23 protein-coding genes are annotated in these 25235 nt (G+C 60.4%); 6 read left to right on the forward strand and 17 right to left on the reverse strand.

Going from position 1 to position 25235, the window contains the following annotated elements; all coding sequences use genetic code 11:
• Window positions 1-16 precede the first annotated feature (16 nt).
• The 3 genes from clpB to rluD all read right to left on the reverse strand — a co-directional run bounded on the left by clpB (window position 17) and on the right by rluD (window position 4552).
• Entirely contained in the window at window positions 17-2581 is a 2565-nt protein-coding gene (clpB, locus tag HU755_RS07155; RefSeq protein ID WP_016773142.1) for an ATP-dependent chaperone ClpB, read from the reverse strand.
• A 262-nt stretch (window positions 2582-2843) separates the two neighbouring features.
• Entirely contained in the window at window positions 2844-3593 is a 750-nt protein-coding gene (gene pgeF / locus HU755_RS07160) for a peptidoglycan editing factor PgeF (RefSeq protein WP_186631050.1), read from the reverse strand.
• A complete protein-coding gene (gene rluD / locus HU755_RS07165) occupies window positions 3590-4552 on the reverse strand; it encodes a 23S rRNA pseudouridine(1911/1915/1917) synthase RluD (RefSeq protein ID WP_186546888.1) in 963 nt (320 codons plus the stop codon). Before rluD ends, pgeF begins: the two co-directional genes overlap by 4 nt.
• Before the next feature lie 151 nt (window positions 4553-4703).
• On the opposite strand from rluD, the gene HU755_RS07170 reads away from it, so the two are divergent.
• The 4 genes from HU755_RS07170 (at window position 4704) to HU755_RS07185 (ending at window position 9011) form a co-directional block, all read left to right on the forward strand.
• Complete coding sequence (locus HU755_RS07170) at window positions 4704-5720, forward strand: outer membrane protein assembly factor BamD (protein ID WP_186532466.1); 1017 nt, start codon at window positions 4704-4706, stop codon at window positions 5718-5720.
• 126 nt (window positions 5721-5846) lie between these two features.
• The gene (locus tag HU755_RS07175; protein WP_186631051.1) at window positions 5847-6089 is read left to right on the forward strand and encodes a PP0621 family protein; all 243 of its coding nucleotides are present in this window, start codon (window positions 5847-5849) and stop codon (window positions 6087-6089) included.
• Entirely contained in the window at window positions 6079-7668 is a 1590-nt protein-coding gene (locus tag HU755_RS07180) for an ATP-binding protein (protein WP_186631396.1), read from the forward strand. The genes HU755_RS07175 and HU755_RS07180 overlap by 11 nt, the downstream gene beginning before the upstream one ends.
• A complete protein-coding gene (locus HU755_RS07185) occupies window positions 7665-9011 on the forward strand; it encodes a sigma-54 dependent transcriptional regulator (RefSeq protein WP_186631052.1) in 1347 nt (448 codons plus the stop codon). The genes HU755_RS07180 and HU755_RS07185 overlap by 4 nt, the downstream gene beginning before the upstream one ends.
• Before the next feature lie 105 nt (window positions 9012-9116).
• On the opposite strand, the gene thiO is transcribed toward HU755_RS07185, so the two are convergent.
• The 7 genes from thiO to HU755_RS07220 are packed head-to-tail and all read right to left on the reverse strand — an operon-like array spanning window position 9117 to window position 15883.
• The gene (thiO, locus tag HU755_RS07190; RefSeq protein ID WP_186631053.1) at window positions 9117-10217 is read right to left on the reverse strand and encodes a glycine oxidase ThiO; all 1101 of its coding nucleotides are present in this window, start codon (window positions 10215-10217) and stop codon (window positions 9117-9119) included.
• A gap of 57 nt (window positions 10218-10274) precedes the next feature.
• Window positions 10275-10676, reverse strand: a complete 402-nt coding sequence (locus HU755_RS07195) for a type IV pilin protein (protein ID WP_186622405.1) — start codon at window positions 10674-10676, stop codon at window positions 10275-10277.
• A 14-nt stretch (window positions 10677-10690) separates the two neighbouring features.
• Window positions 10691-13780: a pilus assembly protein gene (locus tag HU755_RS07200; protein ID WP_186631054.1), complete on the reverse strand. Its 3090-nt coding sequence runs from the start codon at window positions 13778-13780 to the stop codon at window positions 10691-10693.
• A complete protein-coding gene (locus HU755_RS07205) occupies window positions 13767-14243 on the reverse strand; it encodes a PilX N-terminal domain-containing pilus assembly protein (RefSeq protein WP_186631056.1) in 477 nt (158 codons plus the stop codon). The genes HU755_RS07200 and HU755_RS07205 overlap by 14 nt, the downstream gene beginning before the upstream one ends.
• A gap of 10 nt (window positions 14244-14253) precedes the next feature.
• Entirely contained in the window at window positions 14254-14967 is a 714-nt protein-coding gene (locus tag HU755_RS07210; RefSeq protein WP_186631058.1) for a PilW family protein, read from the reverse strand.
• On the reverse strand, window positions 14964-15413 hold the full coding sequence (pilV, locus tag HU755_RS07215; protein WP_186631060.1) for a type IV pilus modification protein PilV: 450 nt from the start codon (window positions 15411-15413) through the stop codon (window positions 14964-14966). The genes HU755_RS07210 and pilV overlap by 4 nt, the downstream gene beginning before the upstream one ends.
• Window positions 15410-15883, reverse strand: coding sequence for a GspH/FimT family protein (locus HU755_RS07220; protein ID WP_186622410.1), 474 nt, complete (start codon window positions 15881-15883; stop codon window positions 15410-15412). The genes pilV and HU755_RS07220 overlap by 4 nt, the downstream gene beginning before the upstream one ends.
• A 130-nt stretch (window positions 15884-16013) precedes the next feature.
• Between HU755_RS07220 and HU755_RS07225 the strand changes: the two genes are divergently transcribed.
• Complete coding sequence (locus tag HU755_RS07225) at window positions 16014-16583, forward strand: GspH/FimT family protein (protein ID WP_186631063.1); 570 nt, start codon at window positions 16014-16016, stop codon at window positions 16581-16583.
• On the opposite strand, the gene ispH is transcribed toward HU755_RS07225, so the two are convergent.
• The 6 genes from ispH to murJ all read right to left on the reverse strand — a co-directional run bounded on the left by ispH (window position 16540) and on the right by murJ (window position 24039).
• Window positions 16540-17484 (reverse strand): 4-hydroxy-3-methylbut-2-enyl diphosphate reductase, encoded by a 945-nt coding sequence (gene ispH, locus HU755_RS07230; protein ID WP_186546876.1) that lies wholly within the window; start codon window positions 17482-17484, stop codon window positions 16540-16542. The genes HU755_RS07225 and ispH overlap by 44 nt on opposite strands.
• A 153-nt stretch (window positions 17485-17637) precedes the next feature.
• On the reverse strand, window positions 17638-18090 hold the full coding sequence (gene fkpB, locus HU755_RS07235) for an FKBP-type peptidyl-prolyl cis-trans isomerase (RefSeq protein WP_186631065.1): 453 nt from the start codon (window positions 18088-18090) through the stop codon (window positions 17638-17640).
• On the reverse strand, window positions 18083-18595 hold the full coding sequence (gene lspA, locus HU755_RS07240) for a signal peptidase II (RefSeq protein WP_186631067.1): 513 nt from the start codon (window positions 18593-18595) through the stop codon (window positions 18083-18085). The genes fkpB and lspA overlap by 8 nt, the downstream gene beginning before the upstream one ends.
• Window positions 18588-21419 (reverse strand): isoleucine--tRNA ligase, encoded by a 2832-nt coding sequence (gene ileS, locus HU755_RS07245; protein WP_133339081.1) that lies wholly within the window; start codon window positions 21417-21419, stop codon window positions 18588-18590. Before ileS ends, lspA begins: the two co-directional genes overlap by 8 nt.
• A gap of 13 nt (window positions 21420-21432) precedes the next feature.
• Entirely contained in the window at window positions 21433-22371 is a 939-nt protein-coding gene (ribF, locus tag HU755_RS07250; RefSeq protein WP_186546873.1) for a bifunctional riboflavin kinase/FAD synthetase, read from the reverse strand.
• Window positions 22372-22500: 129 nt separating this feature from the next.
• Window positions 22501-24039: a murein biosynthesis integral membrane protein MurJ gene (gene murJ, locus HU755_RS07255; RefSeq protein ID WP_186631069.1), complete on the reverse strand. Its 1539-nt coding sequence runs from the start codon at window positions 24037-24039 to the stop codon at window positions 22501-22503.
• 252 nt (window positions 24040-24291) lie between these two features.
• On the opposite strand from murJ, the gene rpsT reads away from it, so the two are divergent.
• Window positions 24292-24564, forward strand: coding sequence for a 30S ribosomal protein S20 (rpsT, locus tag HU755_RS07260; RefSeq protein ID WP_003228351.1), 273 nt, complete (start codon window positions 24292-24294; stop codon window positions 24562-24564).
• A 193-nt stretch (window positions 24565-24757) separates the two neighbouring features.
• On the opposite strand, the gene HU755_RS07265 is transcribed toward rpsT, so the two are convergent.
• A complete protein-coding gene (locus HU755_RS07265) occupies window positions 24758-25225 on the reverse strand; it encodes a CreA family protein (RefSeq protein WP_186546871.1) in 468 nt (155 codons plus the stop codon).
• Window positions 25226-25235: the final 10 nt, after the last annotated feature.

Genomic DNA, 25235 nt, shown 5'->3' on the forward strand with positions numbered 1-25235 from the left:
TCATTGCCGCCGAGGCTTAGCCGAAAACGATTTCGTCGTTCTCGACCTTGCCAGTGGCCGTGTCGCCGGGCATGAAATGACCCGACAGGATCAACTGCGCCAGCGGGTTTTCGATCCAGCGCTGGATCGCCCGTTTCAAAGGACGTGCGCCATACACCGGGTCGTAACCGACGGCGATGAGCTTGTCCATTGCCTCCGGACTCAGCTCCAGCTTCAGCTCGCGCTCGGCCAGACGACTGCGCAGACGGCCCAACTGGATCTCGGTGATGCCAGCGATCTGATCCCGTGCCAGCGGCTCGAAAATCACCACTTCGTCGACCCGGTTGATGAACTCCGGACGGAAATGCGACGTCAACGCGTCCATCACTGCGGCACGCTGCGCCTCACGATCACCGACCAGTTCCTGGATCTGCATGGAGCCCAGGTTCGAAGTCATGACGATCACCGTATTGCGGAAGTCCACCGTACGACCATGGCTGTCGGTCAGACGGCCATCCTCAAGCACTTGCAGGAGGATGTTGAACACATCCGGGTGCGCCTTCTCGACCTCGTCCATCAGGATCACCGAGTACGGCTTGCGACGCACCGCTTCGGTCAGATAGCCGCCCTCTTCGTAGCCGACGTAGCCTGGTGGCGCACCGATCAGGCGAGCCACGGAATGTTTCTCCATGAACTCGGACATGTCGATCCGCACCATCGCCTCTTCGGTATCGAAGAGGAACTCGGCCAGCGCCTTGCACAGCTCGGTTTTACCGACACCGGTCGGGCCGAGGAACATGAACGAACCGCTCGGACGATTCGGGTCGGACAGCCCGGCTCGGGAACGCCGCACGGCGTTGGCCACAGCGACGACTGCTTCTTCCTGACCGATCACCCGTTTGTGCAACAGGCTCTCCATCTTCATCAGCTTGTCGCGCTCGCCTTCGAGCATTTTCGACACCGGGATACCGGTCCATTTCGACACGACTTCGGCGATCTCTTCTTCGGTCACCTTGCTGCGCAGCAACTGGTTTTCGCTCTTGCCGTGCTGGTCGACCATTTGCAGGCTGCGCTCCAGATCCGGGATCACCCCGTACTGCAACTCGGCCATGCGGTTCAGATCGCCTTTGCGGCGTGCGGCTTCCAGTTCCTGGCGCGACTGTTCGATCTTCTGCTGAATCTGCGCAGAACCCTGTACCTCGGCTTTTTCCGAGTTCCAGATTTCCTCCAGATCGGAATATTCACGCTCGTGACGCTCGATTTCTTCCTGAAGCTTTTCCAGGCGTTTCTTCGCCGCGTCGTCGCTTTCTTTCTTCAGTGCCTGGGATTCCACCTTCAACTGAATCAGGCGCCGCTCCAGACGGTCGAGCACTTCCGGCTTGGAGTCGATCTCCATACGAATGCGGCTCGCCGCCTCGTCGATCAGATCGATCGCCTTGTCCGGCAACTGCCGGTCAGTGATATAGCGATGGCTGAGCTTGGCCGCGGCGATAATCGCGCCGTCAGTAATCGCCACCTTGTGGTGAACCTCGTAACGTTCCTTGAGGCCCCGCAGAATCGCGATGGTGTCTTCTTCGCTCGGCTCGTCCACCAAAACTTTCTGGAAACGTCGCTCGAGCGCCGCGTCCTTCTCTATATATTGGCGATACTCATTGAGCGTGGTCGCGCCAACGCAGTGCAGCTCGCCGCGCGCCAGGGCTGGCTTGAGCATGTTACCGGCGTCCATCGAACCTTCGCCTTTACCAGCGCCGACCATGGTGTGCAGTTCGTCGATGAACAGAATGATCTGCCCTTCCTGCTTCGACAGCTCGTTGAGCAAGCCTTTGAGGCGCTCTTCGAACTCACCGCGATACTTGGCACCGGCAATCAGCGCGCCCATGTCCAGCGAGAGCAGGCGCTTGCCCTTGAGGCCGTCCGGCACTTCGCCGTTGATGATGCGCTGGGCCAGACCTTCGGCGATTGCGGTTTTACCCACGCCAGGCTCACCGATCAGCACCGGGTTGTTTTTCGTGCGGCGCTGCAAAACCTGAATGGTCCGACGAATTTCGTCGTCACGGCCGATCACCGGATCAAGCTTGCCGTCTTCGGCGCGCTTGGTCAGGTCGACGGTGTATTTATCCAGTGCCTGACGCGACTCTTCGTGGTTGGCGTCATTCACCGCTTCGCCGCCACGCAGGTTGTTGATCGCGTTTTCCAGGGCTTTCTTGCTCACGCCCTGGCCGAGCAGCAACTTGCCCAACTTGCTGTTCTCATCCATCGCGGCGAGCAGCACCAGTTCGCTGGAGATGAACTGATCACCTTTCTGCTGGGCCAGACGGTCAGCCTGATTGAGCAGGCGCGCCAGATCCTGCGACATGTTCACGTCGCCAGTCGGGTTCTGGATTTTCGGTAATTGATCGAGCTCTTTGGTCAGCTCTTTGCGCAAGCTGTTGACGTCGAAGCCGACCTGCATGAGCAGCGGCTTGATCGAACCGCCCTGCTGTTCAAGCATGGCTTGCATCAAGTGCGCCGGCTCGATGGCCGGATGATCGTGGCCAACCGCCAACGACTGGGCGTCGGACAAGGCCAACTGTAATTTGCTGGTTAAACGGTCAATACGCATGGGTCACCTTCCTTTTGAGCAGGCCGGACCTAAGAAACCATCCTGAATAAAGAAACCTGCCAGATACCGCTATAGATGCGGTCGATTCTGCAAGATTCAAGCGTCGGAGAGTTGATGCAGATCAGACAGTCTAGCTGGCGCCCAGCCTCGCAAATACGATCCTCTTTTGACGAGTGGCTGTTTTCGTCAGGCAAGGCGCCGCGACGAGTCATAGCCCGCTATGGCGAGGAGCGGCAACGCAGCATGACGGAAACAGACGCAGTCAAAAAGGAATCGTATTTGTGAGGCTGGGCGCCTCAAGCCAGATCAGGGAGGCAAAGCGACCGGTGCGCGAAGCACGGCGATACGAGAAGAAGCGCGGATCAGTCACGGTGCAGAAACCGCCACCATAAACAGCAGTGACACCACGCTCAGCCAGACGCAGGCGCGCCAACTGATAGATGTCGGCCATGAACTTGCCGGCATTGCTGCTCGGTACAAAGGCTTCGGCTGCTTCAGGCAACTGACTGACGAAGACTTCGCGCACTTCCGCGCCAACTTCAAAGGCCTGCGGGCCGATGGCCGGGCCGAGCCAGACGAGAATGTCTTCAGGCGCAACATCGAGGCTATCGAGGGTGGCTTCAAGTACCCCCGCCGCCAACCCACGCCAACCGGCATGAGCCGCAGCGACGCGAGTACCCTCACGATCACAGAACAAGGCAGGCAGACAATCCGCCGTCATCGCCGCGCAGGCAATACCCGGCGTTGCGGTCCAGCTGGCATCTGCAGTCGCAACAATGCCCGGATCAGCATGCGCGACGGTAATCCCGTGAACTTGCTGCAACCAGGCAGGTTGTATGGAGAAATGTTCGGTCAAACGCCGACGGTTTTCGGCCACCGCTTGCGGGCGATCACCGACGTGATCGCCCAGATTGAGGCTGTCGAACGGCGCCTCGCTGACACCGCCCTCACGGGTGGTGACACAGGCTTTGACGCTGGCCGGCGCAGGCCAGTCCGGCGTCAGCCAGTTCATCCGACGAACGCCTCGCGATCCTGCTTGAGCAGGGTCAGCAGCCAGACGAAATCTTCCGGCAGCGGCGATTCCCAGCTCATGCGCTCACCGCTCGTCGGGTGATCGAGCTCCAAGAAGCGCGCGTGCAGGGCCTGACGCGGGAAATGCTTGAGCGATTCCACCATGGTCGGGTTCGCCGCCGGGGGAATGCGGAAACGCCCGCCGTACGCCGGATCGCCGACCAACGGAAAGTTGATGTGCGCCATGTGCACGCGAATCTGGTGGGTGCGACCGGTTTCCAGTTTTACCCGCACGTGAGTGTGGGAACGGAAGCGCTCCAGCACGCGGTAGTGGCTGACGGCAGGCTTGCCACCTTCCATCACCGCCATGCGCTGGCGCTGCTGGCCGTGACGACCGATCGGCGCGTTGATCTTGCCACCGGCAGTGACCACGCCAATCACGATGCACTCATAGATGCGGCTGACGCTGCGGCTCTGCAACTGAGCGACCAGTTTGGTCTGCGCCTGAATGGTCTTGGCCACCACCATCAGACCAGTGGTGTCCTTGTCCAGACGATGCACGATACCGGCGCGCGGGACATTGATGATGTCCGGCACGTGGTGCAGCAAGGCGTTGAGCAAGGTGCCATCGGCGTGACCGGCAGCCGGGTGCACCACCAGGCCCGCAGGCTTGTTGATCACCAGAATGTCGTCATCTTCATAGACGATGTCGAGTTCGATGTCCTGGGCGATCCACTCGCCCTGGGCCTCCTGCTCGGCAGTCAGCTCAAGGATGGCACCGCCATGCACGATGTCGCGTGGGCGGATGACCGCCCCGTCCACAGTCAGGCGACCTTCTTTGATCCAGGCGGAAAGGCGCGAGCGTGAGTGCTCAGCGAAGAGTTGGGCGGCGACTTGATCGAGGCGTTGGCCGCCCAATTCGGACGGCACCTCTGCGCTAAGTTCAATTTTATCGGACATGCTCGGACTGGGCGTCGGCACAGCCTTTGGTTTCGGCTGCGCGCTTGTGGTTAAATACGGCGTCTTTTGCCCCGAGGCTTTTCAACGGGGCGCTCATCATAACAGGACGGCCCCGCCCAAGACAGCGGCCGTCATAGGGACGCAAGCCGCCATGCAAGTGAAACACCTGCTGCTGATCGCCATCCTCGCATTGACCGCTGCTTGCTCATCGAAGGAAGTCGTAGACGAAAACCTCAGCGAAGCCGAGCTGTATCAGCAGGCTCAGACTGATCTGGACAACAACAGCTACACCAGCGCCACAGCCAAGCTGAAGGCTCTGGAGTCGCGTTATCCGTTCGGTCGCTACGCCGATCAGGCCCAGCTGGAGTTGATCTACGCCAACTACAAGAACGCCGAGCCGGAAGCTGCAAAGTCCGCCGCCGAGCGTTTCATTCGTTTGCATCCGCAGCATCCGAACGTGGATTACGCGTACTACCTCAAGGGTCTGACTTCGTTCGACCAGGACGTCGGCCTGCTGGCGCGCTTCCTGCCGCTGGACATGACCAAGCGTGACCCGGGCGCCGCCCGCGACTCGTACAACGAGTTCGCCCAGCTGACCAGCCGCTACCCGAACAGCCGCTACGCGCCGGACGCCAAGCAGCGCATGATCTACCTGCGCAACCTGCTGGCGGCCTACGAAATCCACGTGGCCGATTACTACCTGACCCGTCAGGCCTACGTCGCCGCCGCCAACCGCGGCCGCTACGTGGTGGAAAACTTCCAGGAAACCCCATCGGTCGGCGACGGCCTGGCGGTGATGACCGAAGCCTACCAGCGTTTGCACCTCGACGATCTGGCGGCGACCAGCCTGGAAACCCTGAAGCTCAACTACCCGGATCACCCGAGCCTGCAGGACGGCCAGTTCGTGCCGCGTGTTGCCGAAGCCGACAACCGTTCGTTCCTGAGCAAGGCGACCCTGGGCCTGATCGAATCGCGTCCACCGCTGCCGCCGGGCGAAACCCGCGCCAACCAGGACGTGCAGAAGCAGTTCCAGGACGCGAAAGATGCGATCCCGAACGAGCTCAAGCCTAAAGACGAGAACGGCGACGTGATCGAAGAGCCGGAGCCGGAATCCACCGATACCGACCGCTCGTGGTTCAGCTACATGACCTTCGGCGTGTTCGACTGACCACACCGGCTGTACAAAAAAGGGAGATCTGCGGATCTCCCTTTTTTATTGCCGCGCTTTAATAGGCTGTGCGCTGATCGGGTCCTTGGCTAAACTGGCGGATCATCAGTCGAAAAGCCGCCCATCATGCTTCGTTTATTGTTCTGGATTGCCCTGGTCTTCGCCGCCATCTGGTTGTGGCGTAAATTCAAGGCGCCCGCCTCCGCTTCGCCATCCGGGCGCGCCTCGCGCGAGCAAGACGCCGCGCCGATGGTGCGTTGCGCCCATTGCGGCGTGCACTTGCCGCGCGACCGCGCGCTGGGCAATCAACCACAGTGGTATTGCAGCCAGGCTCATCTTGAGCAAGGCCCAGGCGCCAGTGATCGCTGAGGCCGCCCCCGCCGACAGCAAACAGGCGCAGCGCCTGCTGCGTCTTTATCATCTTTACCGCCTGAGCATCGGCATTACGCTGGTGCTGCTGATCTCCAGCGACATGGACAACCGTCTGCTGACGTCTGCCAACGACGAACTGTTGCGCGGCGGCAGCTGGTTGTACCTGGTGCTCAATATCCTGCTGGTGGTGTTTCTGGAGAACACCCGGCGCCCGGCTCAATTGCTCAGCCTCGCGCTGGTCGACGTCCTGCTGCTCGGTGGTCTGTTCTATGCAGCAGGCGGTGTGGCCAGTGCGCTGGGCAACTTGCTGATCGTCTCGGTGGCGATCAGCAATACCTTGCTGCGCCGACGCATTGGCTTGCTGATCGCGGCCATTGCTGCCCTGGGCATCGTCGGCTTGAGTTTCCTGCTGAGTTTCAGCCACCCGTTGAGCGCCAACGAGTACCTGCAAGCCGGCACCCTCGGTGCGTTATGTTTCGCGGCCTCACTGCTGGTACAGGGTCTGATTCGCCGCGTTGAGGTCAGCGAAACACTGGCCGAACAACGCGCCAGCGAAGTGATCGGCCTGGAAGCCCTCAATGCGCTGATCCTGCAACGCATGCGCACCGGCATTCTTGTGCTTGACGAGGCACGCCGCGTACAACTGGCCAACCACAGCGCCCAGACTTTGCTCGCGCATACGCACCTTCAGGGTCAGTTGATCGACGATTGCGCGCCGGCCCTGGTCGATCGCCTGCAGCTGTGGAGGAATAACCCGACGCTGCGCCCGCAAAGCCTGAAGGTGGCCGGTAACGGCCTCGAACTGCAGCCGAGCTTCATCGCCCTCGATCAGCGCCCGAACCAGCAGATTCTGGTGTTTCTCGAAGACCTGGCACAGATCGCCCAACAGGCCCAGCAGTTAAAGCTGGCCGCGCTTGGACGACTGACCGCCGGGATATCCCACGAAATCCGCAACCCGCTGGGCGCGATCAGCCATGCCGCACAGCTCTTGGCCGAGTCCGAGGAACTCGACAGCGCCGATCGGCGTCTGACGCAGATCATTCAAGACCACTCCCAGCGCATGAACCGAGTCATCGAAAACGTCCTGCAACTGTCCCGCCGCCAGCAAAGTGAACCGCAACGGCTGGACCTCAAGCCATGGCTGCAACAGTTCGTCGCCGAAAGCCGCGAACACGCGACCGAACGTCAGCAGATTCATTTGCGGATCGATTCCGGCGACTTCACTACCCTGATGGACCCCGACCAGCTCACCCAGATTCTCGACAATCTGTTACGCAACGGCTGGCGTCACAGTGCCTTGCTGCATGATCAGGCCGAGGTCTGGATGACCCTGTTCATCGACCCGGACAGCCAGTTGGCGGTGCTGCAAGTGCGGGACAACGGCCCCGGCGTGCCGCTCGCCGAACAGGCGCATCTGTTTGAACCGTTCTTTACTACCAGTAGCCAAGGCACCGGCCTTGGGCTTTATCTGTCCCGTGAGCTGTGCGAAAGCAACCAGGCGCGCCTAGACTTTCAGTCACGCCAAGACGGCGGCTGCTTTCGCATCACCTTTGCTCACGGACGGAAACAAAGTTGACTACGAGCCCACGGCAAAAAATTCTTATCGTCGACGACGAACCGGATATCCGCGAACTCCTGGAAATCACCTTGGGGCGGATGAAACTCGACACCCTCAGCGCGCGTAACCTGGGTGAGGCCCAGGCGCTGCTGCAGCGCGAGCGTTTCGATCTGTGCCTGACCGACATGCGCCTGCCCGACGGCACGGGGCTGGACCTGGTGCAGCACATCCAGCAACGTTATCCACAGCTCCCGGTGGCGATGATCACCGCCTATGGCAGTCTGGAGACTGCGATCAACGCGCTGAAGGCCGGGGCCTTCGACTTTCTGACCAAGCCGGTCGACCTCACGCGCCTGCGCGAACTGGTCGCCACGGCCCTGCGTATGCCGGTGGCGGGCGGCGCGAGCAGTTCGATCGACCGACGCCTGCTCGGCGACTCGTTGCCCATGCGCAACCTGCGCAAGCAGATCGACAAACTCGCCCGCAGCCAGGCGCCGGTGTACATCAGCGGTGAATCTGGCAGCGGCAAGGAACTGGTCGCACGCCTGATTCATGAGCAGGGCCCGCGCGCCCAGCAGCCCTTTGTCCCGGTCAATTGCGGGGCGATTCCCTCGGAGTTGATGGAAAGCGAGTTTTTCGGCCACCGCAAAGGCAGTTTTACCGGTGCAGTGGAGGACAAACCGGGGCTGTTCCAGGCCGCCCATGGCGGCACGCTGTTTCTCGATGAAGTGGCGGATCTGCCGTTATCGATGCAGGTCAAACTGCTGCGGGCGATTCAGGAAAAAGCCGTGCGCAGCATCGGCGGCCAACAGGAAACCGTGGTCGATGTGCGCATCCTCAGCGCGACGCACAAGGACCTTGATGCGCAGGTCAGCGCCGAACGTTTTCGCCAGGACCTTTATTACCGGTTGAACGTGATCGAGCTGCGCGTACCCTCTCTGCGCGAGCGCCGCGATGACATCGAAGTGCTGGCCGCGCATGTCCTCAAGCGATTGGCCAGGGACACCGGCCAGCCTGTCGCGAGCCTGCATCCGCAGGCGCTGGAAAGCCTGAAGAATTACCGCTTCCCCGGGAACGTGCGGGAACTGGAGAACGTGCTTGAACGGGCGCATACCCTGTGCGAGAACCGTATCATCGAATCTCAGGACTTGCGGCTGAGCGAAGGCAATTGCGCGGCGGAGGGTGCGATTGCCGACCTTACGCAGATCGACAACCTGGAAGATTATCTGGAAAACGTCGAACGCAAGCTGATCCTGCAGGCATTGGAGGAGACACGCTGGAACCGTACGGCAGCGGCGCAGCGCTTGAGTCTTTCGTTCAGGTCGATGCGCTATCGGCTGAAGAAGCTCGGCCTGGATTGAAGGGCACCTTCGCGAGCAGGCTCGCTCCCAGATTGGAATGCATAATCCCTGTGGGAGCGAGCCTGCTCGCGAAGGCGGCCAACCAGCCGATGAAAAACTGTCTGACTAAATGCGGCCCTCAGGCGCATAAGGCGCCGGGTCGATAATCGGCGCCCGCCCCAGCATCACGTCGGCAAACAGCTGGCACGACGCCGGCGCCAGCACCAGGCCGTTGCGGTAATGCCCGCAGTTCAGCCACAAGCTATCGAACCCCGGCACCCGGCCAATATACGGGATGCCTTCCGGCGACCCCGGTCGCAAGCCGGCCCAATGCCCGACGACCTCGGCCTGCGCCAGTGCCGGCAACAACTCGATTGCCGAAGCCTTGAGGCTTGCCAGCGCCACGTCGGTTGGCGTCTTGTCGTAGCCTTCGTGTTCCAGCGTGCTGCCGATCAGAATATGCCCGTCGCGACGGGGGATCGCATAACGGCCCTTGGCCAGAACCATGCTCGGCAAGAAGTCCGCTGCGCACTTATAGAGAATCATCTGGCCCTTGACCGGCTCGACCGGCAGCGTCAGGCCCAGCGTCTTGAGCAAATCGCCGCTCCACGCCCCAGCCGTCAGCACAATCTGATCACCTGTGATGATGCCGCTGGATGTTTCCACGCCGACAATCCGCTCGTGCTCGCGAACGAACCCGCTGACCTCACACTGCTCGTGAATCGTCACGTTGGGCAGTGCCAGCAGCGCCGCTTTCAACGATTTCACCAGACGTGGATTACGCACGTTGGCAACATCGGCCATGTAGATCGCCCGGGAGAATCCGGCACCCAGCACCGGCACCGCATCGTGCGCCGCCGAGATGTCCACTGCCCGCAGCGGGCGCTGTTCCCGTTCGGCCCAGGCAAGCGCTTCGGCTTCGTCATCCAGATCCAGCCAGTACAGGCCGGTGGTGTGCACTTCAGGATCAACGCCGGTATCGACAAACAGGCGCTCGCCCAACTGTGGATAAAAATCCTGCGACCAGTGTGCCAGTGCGGTAACTGCCGGGCTATAGCGCCACGGGTACAGCGGCGAAACGATACCGCCGCCGGCCCACGATGATTCCCGGCCGACGTTCGAGCGATCCAGCAGCACCACGCTGCGCAATTCGGAGGCAAGATTGTAGGCGGTCAGCAGGCCGATCACTCCGCCACCGACAATCACCACTTGCTGTTGCCTGGTCATGTTTAATCCAATCAAAAAGAAGACAGGGAGGGCAAAAGGCGCCCGACAATAAGCGCCTCAGCGACCCCAGCAGTCTTTGCTGGTCAGGCCGGTGGCCGCGTTGTTCATGGCTCTGACACCGGTATTGCTCAAGGTCAGATCACCGCACTTGTCGGTGGCCATGGCCGAACCCGCTTTGCGTGTGGCGGTCAGCAGGAACGTCTGGTCAGTGAGGGTCGGGGTAATGGTGTAGAAGTCATTGCCGGTGCTGAGCCCGGTTACGCCCGTGTAGACATTGTTTTTCGTGTAGAAGCGTTCGAGGGTCTGCGCCTGCTCCGAGAGCAAGCCCGCCACTTCGGCGCGGCGTCCTTTGTTCACGTATTCGGTATAGCGCGGTGCGGCAATGGTGATGACGATCCCGATGATCGCGATCACGATCATGATTTCGATCAGGGTGAATCCTCGGATGGATCTGCGCATGCCTCAACTCTCGCTTACTGTATTTGTCGCCACATGATACGACGGCTGCCGCCGCCGGATTTTTCCACCAGGGTGGTAATGCCGCCACTGGAGTCGTTCACAATCTTGCGTGTTGCACTGTTGACGATGGCATTAAGGGTAGGAATGCCGCCAGTGAACACCACGCCGCTGGAAATCGTGTCGTTGCCGTCGACCACGCCATCGGCGTTGGTATCGAGCACCGCATAGTTGAGCATCTTACCGCTGAACGCCTCGAGTTCGACCAGTTTGCCGGTGCCAAAGCTGGCACAGGGGTCCGTGGTGTCGACGCTCGCCGTGGTGAAAATGATCCGCCCCAGCACCAGACTGGCCTGATTGATCACTCGCTCGCCAATCAGCGCGCTGTTATACACCAAGGGCAGGTACCAACCCTTCTCTCCCGGATAAGTCGTGTCGTTCTGCGTGGTCGTCACGAACTGTCCGGAGCTGCCCGAGAACACGCCGGTAATGGCCTGAGCCTGCAGACTGCTCACGGTAATCTGGCCGGAGCCGCCCTCGGCATCCCATACCGAATAGAACGCCTGTAAATCCTTGTTGGTCTTGTCGGCCGTTTCATTGAATTTGCCGGTACCGACGAAAATCTGTTTGCCACCCTGCGCGTTGTCCGCCAGCAAGGGTTGCGCGGTGATCGGTTGCGTGGCCCCGCCGGCCGTGGTGAACAACGGTTTGCCGGCAAACGCCACGCCCCAGCTGTCCGCCGCCGTGGCACTGAGATCGAATTTCCACAGGCGCCCTTTCAGGTCGCCGCCATAAGCAGCCTGGACCACGTTCTGTGAATTGACCCGCAGCTTGACCGAGGACAGGCCATTGGTGGTTTCAGTGCTGTCGACGACAATCTTGCGGATCAGCGAACCGTCGCGCACATCCAGCACATACAGCGCGGCAACACCCGAATTGCTGCCGTAACCGTTGGCGATGAACGCCGCCCAGCGTCCATCGGCCAAGCGTGCCACTTCCGGTCGCGCGTAGGCATAACCCAGATCATTGAATGCATTGCTGGTGCTGGCGGTCGTCGGTGCACTGACTTCCCACAACGCGCGCACAACGTTGCCCGCCGACGCGTCATACAGTTGCAACGCATAGAAGGTTTTGCCGCCTGCGCCCGTACCGCCGATGGCCAGGGTTTTCCACGCGCCACTGATTTGCGCGTCGTACACGCCGAGCTGACCGTCGACGAGAAACTTGTGACTGACGCCGTTGACGTAGTTCGGATCGGCAATGAATCGCAGCGACGGCAACACACTGGACGGCATGTAGGCGTAACGACGGGTACCGTTGGCCGCGTTGATGACATTGACGAAGCCGTCGTTGGCGTTCACCACCAGACTGGCGCTCATGTTCGCGGCCTTGGTCGTCAGGTAGGCGCTGTAGGAGGTATCGCCCGTCAAGTCAGAGGCGGTTTGGTCGGTGGGTGAAGCCAGCACCAGCGGCGAGTTGATGATGTCGCCCAACAGCACACTGCGCACTTTGAGCCCGGTCCTGTTGGTGCCTTTGCTCCACTCCACCAGGTCGATGCCGCTGACGCCCGTGGGCAGGCCCTGGCTGAGCGCGGTCTGCTGAGCAGGGGAAAAATTGCCAAAGGCCAGCGTGACCGCCGCGTTGTTCGCGGTGTTCCAGGACTGGAAGGTTGGCGCGGTGGCGCTCGGGACAATGGTCGTATCGGTGCTCCAGAGCGTCGCCGAAGTATTGACCGCGCCTGCCGCAGTGAAGCCGAACGACTTGATCGTCCCGCGCCAATCCCTGGGGTCGTAACTGGTCTGGAAATAACTGGTGCCGCTGGCCAGCGTTGTGCCGCTGGTTACGCCGCTGCCGCCGGAACCGGCCCTGGACGTAATATCCCTGAGTGCCGACGACAGCGCAGCATTCAGTCCGGTGCTGTCGGTGGCCTGGTAGTACCTGCCCTGCCCGTAACTGGCGGCATCCGACAGCATATCGTTGTCAGCCGCAAAGCCTACGGTATAGGTGTTCATGTTCTGCCTTGGAAAGTCCACCGCGTTCCAGCTTTTGCCGGCCGCATCGGTACCGGTCGAACGCATATCAATGTCGAAAGCGAATTTGGCAATGTCGTCCAGATACAGCGTGTCGTTTTCACCATCGCCGCTGAGGTTATCGCCGTCATTACTGAGGCCGTCCCAGTTCGGCAAGCGATTGCCACTCAGCGGGTCATTGCCCGGGAAGGTGCGATCGTAGGTCGGCAAGCCGTCGGTAACCACCACGCCGTAGTTTTTCTGGCAGCGGTACTGAATCGGGCTGGTGTACGTGCCCGGTGTACCGTTGTAATACGGCGCCATGCCGCGCATGTAGCGGCTGACTTCGTAATAGGTCTCGGCCAGCGGCGTGTTGGCCACGGCATTCAAGCCGTTGATCGATGAAATCAGCGCGTTGTAGTTGGTGTCAGCCTGGGCCTGGGTGACGCTTCCGGAAACGGGCGACAAATCGCTGATCGAGCGGGCAATGAAACCTCCATTGCCAGGGTTAGTGCTGTTGGCCGGATTGAACGTCGACAAGCCGATGCGCAAGGTACGGTTGCTGCTGACCAGTGCGGTGGAAACGTTGCGCGCAACGTTCATGCGGTAATCGTTGGGAATTGCACCGGTGGTGAAGTCACGGGTTCCGGTGCTGATGGCCTGGCTGACGATCCAGGCAATGTAATCAGCGGAATAACGGGTGTTCTCGTTGCCTACCGGGTCTGGCAGTTTCAGGCACAACGGCACCGGGCTGTTGTTGTAGAACGCATAGGCGCCCCCCGAGCAGCCGGAGTTTGGCAGGCTCGATAAGAATACGGTGTCGCCGGTAATCTGCGGCGCATTCAGCGCAGAGCACAGTCCGAGGAAGGCATTGCATTCCCGGGCCGGCGTGCGGTTGATGGCAGGATTGAAATCCGTGTCGTAGATAATGCTGTTCATGCTGCCGGAATCATCGATCAGCAGCATCACGTTCGGCGCCACCGCCGCGGCGCTCAACAGCGGCGATTCGGACGGCGTGAACGCCCAGGCCGGCGCCGCCAGATAAAGGCTCGCCAACATGCCGAGCAGCAGCGCTCTGTAGCGCTCAATACTTCGCATAGACACTCTCCACCACACTGCGCGAAGTGCCGACAAGCCCGACCGCGGTCACTCGATACAGGGTGGCCGAGGTATTACTGGGCACGTTCACCGCGGTGACGGTCGTGCCGATATTCTGCACCCCGTAAAAGCCATTACCGGCGGCGATCCAGGTTACGCCGGATGTCGAATTGAACCCCGCCGCGCTGATCACCGATGACTCGGCTGGCGGCAGACACTGAGTGCCACTGCACACTGGCAATGCGTAGCTGTCCAGTTGCACTGCGCTCTCACCGACACGCAACGCCGCTTCGGCGGACTGGAACGATTGATTGCGCAGGCTCACGCTGCCGGCCATTTTTTCCTGCAGGTTGGCGCTTTGCATCGATGACAGTCCGATCAAGGTCAGCAACAGCAAAAACACCAGACTGACCAGCAAGACCATGCCGTGCTGGGTTTGCCGCTGGTGCAAGGAAATCCTCATCGCCGCGCCCTCACGGCAAGCGGTTGCGCAAAGCGGCAACCACGTTGAAGGTTTGATTGCGCACCCGATTGTTCGGGTCGGTGAGGGTCAGGCTCAGGCGGACGCTGCGGATGCGCGCCGGATCACCAGGATTGCTGCTGTAGGTCGAGGCCGCCACATCCGTCGCGGAACTGGCCAGACCGAACGTCACGTCGAACGCACTGACGTTATTCACCAGCACTTGCTGCGCCGGATTACCGCTGCCGGTGCCCATGAGGATCTGGTTATTGCTAAAGCTGTAAAGGAGACGCCGGATCGGGAAAGCAATCTGCCCCGTGGTCGGGCTACGCAATCCGCTGTAGGCGACCGCACTGTTGCGACAGTCGGAAATCACCGTCCACGTCGGCGTCCCCCCGCCGCTGCCGACATCGGCCGTCACCAGGGTCAGTTTGAGATTGGCATTATCCCAACTGATCGGAGTGAGCTGCGCCGCATTGAAATCCCCTGCCGAACTGGAGTCGACGATGGTGCCGAGGCAGCCGAACATGCCGACCATGCGAATTTCCTGAATCATTTTGCTGAGAACAAAGCGCGCGTCCTCCTGCATCGCAGCGGCGCTGTTCTGACTGACGTAAGTGTTCTTCGCCGCGATGAAAATCTGCACCACTCCAAGCACGACGATCAGCCCCAACGCCAATGCGACCAGCAACTCGATCAGGCCGAAACCACGACTGGAACGCTTCATGGTGTCGCCACCGGATCGACCGTCGCCCGGCTGGTCAGCACGAAACTGCGTTGCGCACTTGCGGTGTTGGCCGCACGGGCATCGCTCCAGGTAATCGTAATGGTGTAGACCCGCTGGTTGAGGGTGATGCTGCCCGTCGCGGTCGGACCGCCGAAGTTGGCGATATTGGTGGTGAAGTCGTAGAGATCCTGGTCTCGCGTTACGCTGAGGTTGCCCGAGGTGGGCGGCGTGACGGTGTAGTTGGCGCCGGCGTTGGCGCGAATGCGGTCCATCATGTCGTAGGCGATGAAACTGGCCTGACTGGTCATCCGCGAGCTGTCGGTGTACTTCAGCGCATTGAGTTGCACCGCCGCCGCGCCCAACAGCCCGACGGTCAGAATCAGCAACGCGACCAGCACTTCGATCAGCGTCATGCCCTCCTGTGCTTTTTTGCTCCCTGCCCTCATCCGCAATTTCCACCCAATTGAATGCGTCCGTTCAAACACACGTTCAGCGTCCTGCTTTGCGTGCCCAGCGTGTAAGCGATGACCACCGCCGTCGACGGTGCCGCCAGACCACCCAGATTATTGAAATCGAGCGCGGTCACTCCTGAGGTTAGCGTCAGAGTCGCGCCGCTGCTCATCGCTGGAACAACCCGCAACACATTGGCCGGATTGCCAGTACTGTCGTAAACCGCCAGCTCACCGGTCCAGACGCTGCCGCCCGCAGTCGGGCGCAGGCGAGTCGTCACCCCGCGGTTGATGGCTTCGAGGCGAGCAAAATTGATCGCACGCTGCAGGTCGCCCATTTCGGTATCGGCCTTGCTGCTCTGAATCGTTCGGGTAAAGGCCGGCACCGCCAAGGTGACGAGAAGCAACAACACCGCGATGGCGATCAGCAACTCGACCAGCGTGAAACCTTTTGTACGAAGATCCATCGATGCCCTCCGTTGCCGTCGGCTATACCTGCTTCTACACGCTAGAACATTCGCTCGGCACGCGCCGACGGATTTGCCCTGCGCGGCGCACGGAATGCGCCGTTCACACCACTCCACGGAGGGATTTTTCATGCCGCAACACGGTTTCAGCCTGATTGAAGTGCTTATGGGACTGGCGATTGGCGCAATTGTTCTGTTGCTGGTCAGCCCGGCGTTCGCCGCGCTCAAGCAAGCGACTCAGCGCGACCACGCGGCGCAGTCACTGATCGAAGGTATCCGCCACGCCCGCACACTAGCCATTACGCACAATCAGAGCGTGGTGATCCACGGTATCGACGGCGACTGGAGTCAGGGTTGGCGAATCATTCTGGACATCAGCGGCAAGGGGCCGGAAGACAGCAGCAATCCGCTGTTGGTTGAGCGCGCCAGCGAGGCGAAGGTGCCGATTGTCGGCAACTGGTGGGTGAGCCGCTATGTGCGGTTCAGTCATCTGGGGCAACCGCTGATGCCCGGACGGCGGTTTCAGGCGGGAACATTGCACATCTGCTCACCGCGCGAACCGGTCAGCCAGCGCCAGATTGTGCTGGCGGCGACCGGTCGCGTGCGCCTGGGCAGTCAGGAAACCGAACAGGCGCTTTGCGACAGAAACAGAAACGTCAGATCGAACGAACGCGCAGCTCTTTCGGCATCGAGAATGTGATGTTCTCTTCTCGACCGGCCAGCTCATCGGCACCGGTTGCGCCCCAGGCCTGCAATTGCTGGATCACGCCGCGCACCAGGACTTCAGGAGCCGAGGCGCCGGCGGTAATGCCGATGCGCTCGACGCCATCGAACCAGCTCTTTTGCAGGTCTTCGGCGCCGTCGATCAGGTAGGCAGGGGTCGCCATGCGCTCAGCCAGTTCACGCAGACGGTTGGAGTTGGAGCTGTTGGGGCTGCCGACCACCAACACCACGTCGCATTCGTCGGCGAGTTGCTTGACCGCGTCCTGACGGTTTTGCGTGGCGTAGCAGATGTCGTCCTTGCGTGGACCGCCGATGGCCGGAAAGCGCGTTCGCAGCGCATCGATAACCCGACTGGTGTCGTCCATCGACAGAGTCGTCTGCGTAACGAAGGCGAGTTTCTCCGGGTTACGCACCTGCAACTCGGCCACGTCTTGCTCGTCTTCGACGAGGTAGATCGCGCCGCCATTGCTGGCGTCGTACTGACCCATGGTGCCTTCGACTTCCGGGTGACCGGCATGGCCGATCAGGATGCATTCGCGACCGTCGCGGCTGTATTTCGCCACTTCGATGTGCACCTTGGTGACCAGCGGGCAGGTGGCGTCGAACACTTTCAGGCCACGACCAGCGGCTTCGTTACGCACGGCTTGGGAAACACCGTGGGCGCTGAAGATAACGATCACGTCATCGGGCACCTGATCGAGTTCTTCGACGAAAATCGCGCCACGGCTGCGCAGGTCTTCAACGACGAACTTGTTATGCACCACTTCATGGCGCACATAGATCGGCGGCCCGAAGACTTCCAGAGCGCGATTGACGATTTCGATCGCACGGTCCACACCGGCGCAGAAGCCACGGGGGTTGGCGAGTTTGATTTGCATGCTGTGCCTCGTGTCTTGCGCGCGAAAACAATGGAAAACAAACTGTGGGAGCGGGCTTGCTCGCGAAAGCGGTGTGTCAGACAACATCAACGTTGAATGTCAGTCAGCATTCGCGAGCAAGCCCGCTCCCACATTTTGACCGTATTCGGTCAGTTACAGCGCTTTGACGCTGATGATCTCGACGTCAAAGGTCAGCGTCTTGCCGGCCAACGGGTGGTTGAAGTCGATGGTCACTTGCGCGTCGTCGAACTCTTTCACCACACCCGGCAACTCAGTATTGGCCGCATCATTGAAGATCACCAGCAAACCCGGCGACAACTCCATGTCGACAAACTGCGAGCGCGGGATGATCTGAACGTTCTGCGGGTTCGGCTGGCCGAAGGCGTTTTCCGGTTCGACGGTCAGCGTACGCTTGTCGCCCGCCTTGAAGCCGAACAGCGCCGCTTCGAAACCCGGCAGCAGGTTGCCATCGCCCACCTTGAAGGTAGCTGGTGCCTTGTCGAACGTGCTGTCGACGGTGTCGCCGTTTTCCAGGCGCAAGGCAAAGTGCAAGGTGACTTCCGTGTTCTGGCCGATGCGTTGCTCAGCCGATACCTGTTCAGTCATGAGCAGCCTCTTCGGTTTTCTTCGGTTTGAACATGTCCAGTGCCAGCATGATCGCGCCAACGGTGATCGCGCTGTCGGCGAAGTTGAACGCCGGGAAATACCAGCGGTTCTGCCAGTGCACCAGGATGAAGTCGACAACATGGCCCAAGGCAATGCGGTCATACAGATTACCCAGCGCGCCACCCAGCACCAACGCCAAGGCGACGGCCAGCCAGGTTTCGTTGCGCCCCAGGCGCTTGAGCCAGACCACCAGCACCGCACTGACCACAATCGCAATCAGCGCGAACAGCCAGCGCTGCCAGCCGGAGCTGTCAGCCAGGAAGCTGAACGCAGCGCCGGTGTTGTAGGCCAGGGTCCAGCTGAAGTAATCGGGAATGATCACGATCTGCTGGAACATTTCGAGCTTGTCTTCGAAGTAGAACTTGCTGGCCTGGTCAATGACCAGTACCAGCAAGCTCAACCACAGCCAGCTCAGCCGTCCGAAACGGCCAACGGCGTTAGGCATAGTGACGAACCTCGCCAGCGCCGCTGATGTTGTCGACGCAGCGACCGCAGATTTCCGGATGTTCCGGGTTCACGCCGACATCTTCGCGGCAGTGCCAGCAACGGGCGCACTTCGGGAAGGCCGACTTGACGATCTTCAGTTTCAGACCGCTGACTTCGGTTGCCACCGCATCGGCCGGAGCCTGCACAAATGGCGCAACGCTTGCCGTCGAAGTGATCAATACAAAGCGCAGTTCGTTGCTCAGCTTGGCCAGATCGGCGCTCAGCGCCTCTTCGGCAAACAGCGTCACTTCCGCCTGCAGGTTGCCACCGACAGCTTTCGCCGCGCGCTGGATTTCCATCTCTTTGTTGACCGCGACTTTCACTTCCATGATGCGATCCCAGTAGGCGCGACCCAGCTCGAAGCCTTCCGGCAGCTCGGTCAGGCCTTCGTACCAGGTGTTGAGCATGACGGACTCGTTGCGCTCGCCCGGCAGGTATTGCCACAGTTCGTCGGCGGTGAAGGCGAGGATCGGCGCGATCCAGCGCACCAGCGCTTCAGAGATGTGGAACAGCGCGGTCTGGCACGAGCGACGCGCCTTGCTGTCGGCACCGGTGGTGTACTGGCGGTCCTTGATGATGTCGAGATAGAAACCACCCAGCTCCTGCACGCAGAAGTTGTGGATCTTCGAGTAGACGTTCCAGAAACGGTATTCGCCGTAGTGCTCTTGCAGTTCGCGTTGCAGCAGCAGCGTGCGATCCACTGCCCAGCGATCCAGCGCCAGCATGTCTTCGGCCGGCAGCAGGTCGGTGGCCGGGTTGAAACCGGTCAGGTTGGAAAGCAGGAAACGCGCGGTGTTACGGATGCGCCGATAGGCATCCGCGCTGCGCTGCAGAATCTGCTCGGACACCGCCATTTCGCCGGAGTAGTCGGTCGATGCAACCCACAGACGCATGATGTCGGCGCCCAGGGTGTCGTTGACTTTCTGCGGCGCGATCACGTTGCCCAACGACTTGGACATCTTGCGACCGGACTCGTCGACGGTGAAGCCGTGGGTCAGCAGTTCGCGGTACGGTGCGTGGTTGTCGATAGCGCAACCGGTCAGCAAAGACGAGTGGAACCAGCCACGGTGCTGGTCGGAACCTTCCAGGTACAGGTCGGCACGCGGGCCGCTCTCGTGGCCCATCGGGTGCGACCCGCGCAGGACGTGCCAGTGTGTGGTGCCCGAGTCGAACCAGACGTCGAGGGTGTCGCTGATCTTGTCGTACTGCGGCGCTTCATCGCCCAGCAGTTCGGCGGCGTCGAGCTTGAACCAGGCTTCGATGCCTTCGACTTCAACGCGCTTGGCGACTTCTTCCATCAGCTCGACGGTGCGTGGGTGCAGCTCACCGCTTTCCTTGTTGAGGAAGAACGGGATCGGCACGCCCCAGTTGCGCTGACGCGAGATGCACCAGTCCGGGCGGTTGGCGATCATCGAGTGCAGGCGCGCCTGGCCCCAGGCGGGAACGAACTTGGTGTCTTCGATGGCTTTGAGCGAACGCACGCGCAGGGTATCGCCGCTGGTTGGCTCTTTGTCCATGCCGATGAACCACTGCGCGGTGGCGCGGTAGATCAGCGGGGTTTTGTGGCGCCAGCAGTGCATGTAGCTGTGTTCGATGACGGTGGTGTGCATCAGCGCACCGACTTCGGTCAGTTTTTCAACGATCGCCGGGTTGGCCTTCCAGATGAACTGGCCGCCAAAGAACTCCAGCGACGGCACGTACACGCCGTTGCTCTGCACCGGGTTGAGGATGTCGTCGTTGACCATGCCGTATTTTTTGCAGGTCACGAAGTCGTCGACGCCGTAGGCCGGGGCGGAGTGAACCACGCCGGTGCCAGCGCCCAGTTCGACGTAGTCAGCCAGGTACACCGGCGACAGACGATCGTAGAACGGGTGACGGAAGTTGATCAGCTCCAGTTCTTTACCGGTGGTGGTGGCGATGACCGAACCTTGCACGCCGTAGCGCGCCAGGCAGGCTTCGACCAGCTCTTCAGCCAGCACCAGCAGCTTGTCGCCGATATCGACCAGGGCGTAGTTGAATTCCGGGTGCACGTTCAGCGCCTGGTTGGCCGGGATGGTCCACGGGGTGGTGGTCCAGATCACGATCGCAGCAGGTTTGCTCAGCGACGCCAGACCGAAGGCGGCAGCCAGTTTGGCCTCGTCAGCAATCGGGAACGCCACGTCGATGGTCGAGGACTTTTTGTTCTCGTATTCGACTTCCGCTTCAGCCAGGGCCGAACCGCAATCGAAGCACCAGTTCACCGGCTTGAGGCCCTTGAACACGAAACCACCCTTGACGATTTCGGCGAGGGCGCGAATTTCACCGGCCTCGTTCTTGAAATCCATGGTCTTGTACGGGTTGGCGAAGTCGCCCAGCACGCCGAGGCGGATGAATTCGGACTTCTGCCCTTCGATCTGCTCGGTGGCGTAGGCACGGCACAGCTCGCGGGTTTTATCCGCGCCCAGATTCTTGCCGTGGGTCACTTCAACCTTGTGCTCGATCGGCAGACCGTGGCAGTCCCAGCCCGGCACATACGGCGCGTCGAAACCCGACAGGGTTTTCGAGCGGATGATCATGTCCTTGAGAATCTTGTTCAGTGCGTGACCGATGTGGATCGTGCCGTTGGCGTACGGAGGGCCGTCGTGCAGGACGAACTTCGGACGATCCTTGCCAATCTCGCGCAACTTTCCGTACAGGCCAATACTGTCCCAGCGCTGCAGGATCTGCGGTTCGCGCTGTGGCAGGCCGGCCTTCATTGGGAAGGCGGTGTCCGGAAGGTTTAGCGTGGCTTTATAGTCGGTCATTTAAGGCTCTTCATTAGCGATGGGCGCTAGGTGCGGCTAGTGCACGGGCGGCGGCGACATCCGCGTTGATCGCCGTTTTCAGCGCCTCCAGGGAGGCGAATCGCTGCTCTTCACGCAGCTTTTGGTGGAAAACCACCGTCAAACGCCGGTCATACAGATCGCCGGCAAAATCTAAAAGATGGACCTCAAGGTGGGCCTTGCCGTCACCTTGTACCGTGGGCCGCACGCCGATGTTGGCGACGCCGGGCCAGGTTTTGCCGTCGATGTCGACATTCACCAGATACACCCCGGTGAACGGTACGCGACGGCGCTTGAGTTGAACATTGGCAGTAGGCGTACCCAGTTGCCGGGCCAGCTTCTGGCCGTGCAACACGCGACCGGCAATCCGGTACGGACGGCCGAGCAAGCGTTCGGCCAAGGCAAAATCGGCGGCGGCCAAGGCGTTGCGCACTTGCGTGCTGCTGACGCGAAGGCCGTCCAGCTCGACGGTCTGCGCAGCTTCCACGGTAAAACCGTGCATTTGCCCGGCTTGCAGCAGGAAATCGAAATCACCGAGGCGGTCGCAACCGAAGCGGAAATCGTCACCGACCTCCAGATGCTGTACGCCAAGACCGTCGACCAGAATGGTATCGACGAACTCACTGGCGCTGAGCTTGCTCAGGCGCTGGTTGAACGCCAGGCACAAGACCCGGTCGACGCCTTCGGCGGCGAGCAATTGCAGTTTGTCACGCAAGCGCGCCAGCCGTGCCGGCGCCGTGTCAGGGGCAAAGAATTCCCGTGGCTGCGGCTCGAAAATCACCACGCAGCTGGGTACGCCCAACTCGAGCGCACGCTCACGCAGTCGGGCCAGGATTGCCTGGTGACCACGGTGAACACCGTCAAAGTTGCCAATAGTGGCGACGCAGCCCCGATGCTGGGGGCGCAAGTTGTGGAGGCCTCGAACCAGCTGCATAACGCGCTTCTTGCTCATAAAGTGGTCGATTATAACCACACCCGACGGTCGGCGACAGGCAACACCGTAACGCAAAGTGATCGAGCCGACAAAACTGCCGGCCGGCGTCTGGCCTTAATCGCTAAAACCTCAGCTCAAAGCCTTGCGATTAAAGTCGCGCAGGCGGAAACCCAGCAGCAGCAACATGCCGAAGTACGCCACCACACCCGCCACCACCAAGGCCCCCAGACGCAGGAATCGCTCGAGCATGTGGCCCTCGTCCCAGGCCGGCATGAAATGCATGCCGGCCAGCAACACCGCCGACATCACAGTCACGGCGACAACCAGCTTGAAAGCGAATTTGCCCCAACCCGGTTGTGGCTGATACATGTTCTGCTTGCGTAACTGATAGAACAGCAGACCGGCATTCAGGCAGGCGCCAGCACTGATCGCCAGCGCCAGACCGGCGTGAGCCAGCGGCCCGATCAGCGCCAGGTTGAACAGTTGCGTGCAGACCAGGGTGAAGATTGCGATTTTCACCGGGGTGCGGATGTTCTGTTGCGCATAAAAGCCCGGCGCCAGCACCTTGATCACGATAATCCCCAGCAGCCCGACAGAATAGGCAATCAGCGCGCGCTGGGTCATCTCGGCGTCAAAACCGCTGAACTGGCCGTACTGGAACAGCGAGACGGTCAGCGGCTCAGCCAGAATTCCCAATGCCAATGCGCACGGCAGCACCAGCACGAAGCACAGGCGCAGGCCCCAGTCGAGAATCCGCGAATACTCGTGGCGATCCTTGCTGGCGTAGGTTTTTGCCAGCGTCGGCAACAGAATCGTGCCCAGCGCTACGCCCAATACGCCGGACGGCAGTTCCATCAAGCGGTCGGCGTAGTACATCCACGACACTGAACCGGCGACCAGAAACGAGGCGAAAATCGTATTGATGATCAGCGAGATCTGGCTGACCGACACACCGAGAATCGCCGGCAACATCTGCTTCATCACCCGCCACACGCCGCTGTCGCGCAGATTCAGCCGCGGCAACACCAGCATGCCGATCTTTTTCAGGTGCGGCAGTTGATAGAGCAATTGCGCCAGGCCGCCGACCAATACCGCCCAGCCAAGGGCCATGACCGGCGGATCGAAGTACGGCGTCAGGAACAGCGAAAACACGATCATGCTGACATTGAGCAGGGTCGGCACAAAGGCCGGCACCGAAAACCGGTTCCAGGTATTGAGAATCGCACCGGCCAACGAGGACAGGGAAATCAGCAATATATAAGGAAAGGTCACCCGTAACAGATCGGAAGTCAGCTGGAATTTTTCTGGCGTATCGGTAAAACCCGGCGCCGTGGCCCAGATCACCCAGGGGGCGGCGATCATGCCCAGCGCGGTGACCACTGCCAGCACCAGGGTCAGCAAGCCCGACACATAGGCAATAAAAGTGCGCGTCGCCTCTTCGCCCTGCTGGCTTTTGTACTCGGCGAGAATCGGCACGAAGGCCTGGGAAAAAGCCCCTTCGGCAAAGATCCGCCGCAGCAGATTGGGCAGTTTGAAGGCAATAAAGAAGGCGTCCGTGGCCATCCCGGCGCCGAATGTCCGTGCGATCAGCGTGTCACGAACAAAGCCCAGAATCCGGGAAAGCATCGTGATAGAGCTGACGGCGGCCAACGATTTGAGCAGATTCATTGAGAGAGTTTGTGCCTGTCGATAAACAGCAGGCGAACAATGCGCCTACTTGTGCGATACTCCGCGCCGCAGCAGCACAGAGCCAAAGCTCGCGAGTTTACAGGTCAAGCGCCGGAAATAAATATCCCGCCTCTTTATACCTACCACTTAGCGGAACGATTCAAGTGCCCTTGACAAGACAAGTCTTCATCGGCATGATTCGCGGCCTATTTTGTTTGCTATTTCCTAAAAAGTCTTTCGAGGAGCTCGACGGTGGCCAACTCACCTTCCGCCAAAAAACGTGCAAAACAGGCTGAGAAGCGTCGCAGCCACAACGCCAGCCTGCGTTCCATGGTTCGTACCTACATCAAGAATGTAGTTAAGGCCATCGACGCAAAAGACGCTGAAAAAGCTCAAGCTGCATACGTTCTGGCTGTGCCAGTTATCGACCGCATGGCCGATAAAGGCATCATCCACAAGAACAAGGCTGCTCGTCATAAGAGCCGTCTGAATGGCCACGTCAAAGCGCTGAAAGAAGCTGCTTAATCGACGTAGTCATTAAAAAACCGACCTCAGGGTCGGTTTTTTATTGCCTGTGATTTGGTGAATGCGACGCTAAAAAATGTAGGAGTGAGCCTGCTCCGGGCGGCGTTCCGACGATGGCGGTGTGTCAGATGAAGATTTCTATCTGACACACCGCCATCGCGAGCAGGCTCACCCCTACAGTTGGCTTGCGGCGTTATTGCTGGACCGGCACCCACGGCAGGATCGGAATGGCAGTGACCGCATTCTGCGGGCTACCCTCGATCAGGCGATCGCTGTAGACCAGATACACCAGCGTATTGCGCTTCTTGTCGAGAAAGCGCACCACTTGCATGGTCTTGAACACCAGCGAGGTGCGCTCCTTGAACACCTCATCGCCATCCTTCAGCTCGCCCTTGAATTTGATCGGGCCGACCTGCCGGCATGCGATCGACGCTTCAGCACGATCTTCGGCCAGACCCAGCCCACCCTTCACACCGCCGGTCTTGGCGCGCGACAGGTAGCAGGTCACACCTTCAACTTTCGGATCATCGAACGCCTCGACCACTATCCGGTCATTCGGCCCGACAAATTTGAACACTGTCGACACCTGGCCGATTTCCTCGGCCGAAGCCAGCAATGGCATTGCCATCAGCAAGGCCAACAATCCTTTTGCTACGCGCATCGAGTTTTCC

Source organism: Pseudomonas sp. SWRI111 (assembly GCF_014268555.1).
In the GTDB taxonomy this organism is placed as follows: Bacteria; Pseudomonadota; Gammaproteobacteria; order Pseudomonadales; family Pseudomonadaceae; genus Aquipseudomonas; species Aquipseudomonas hamedanensis.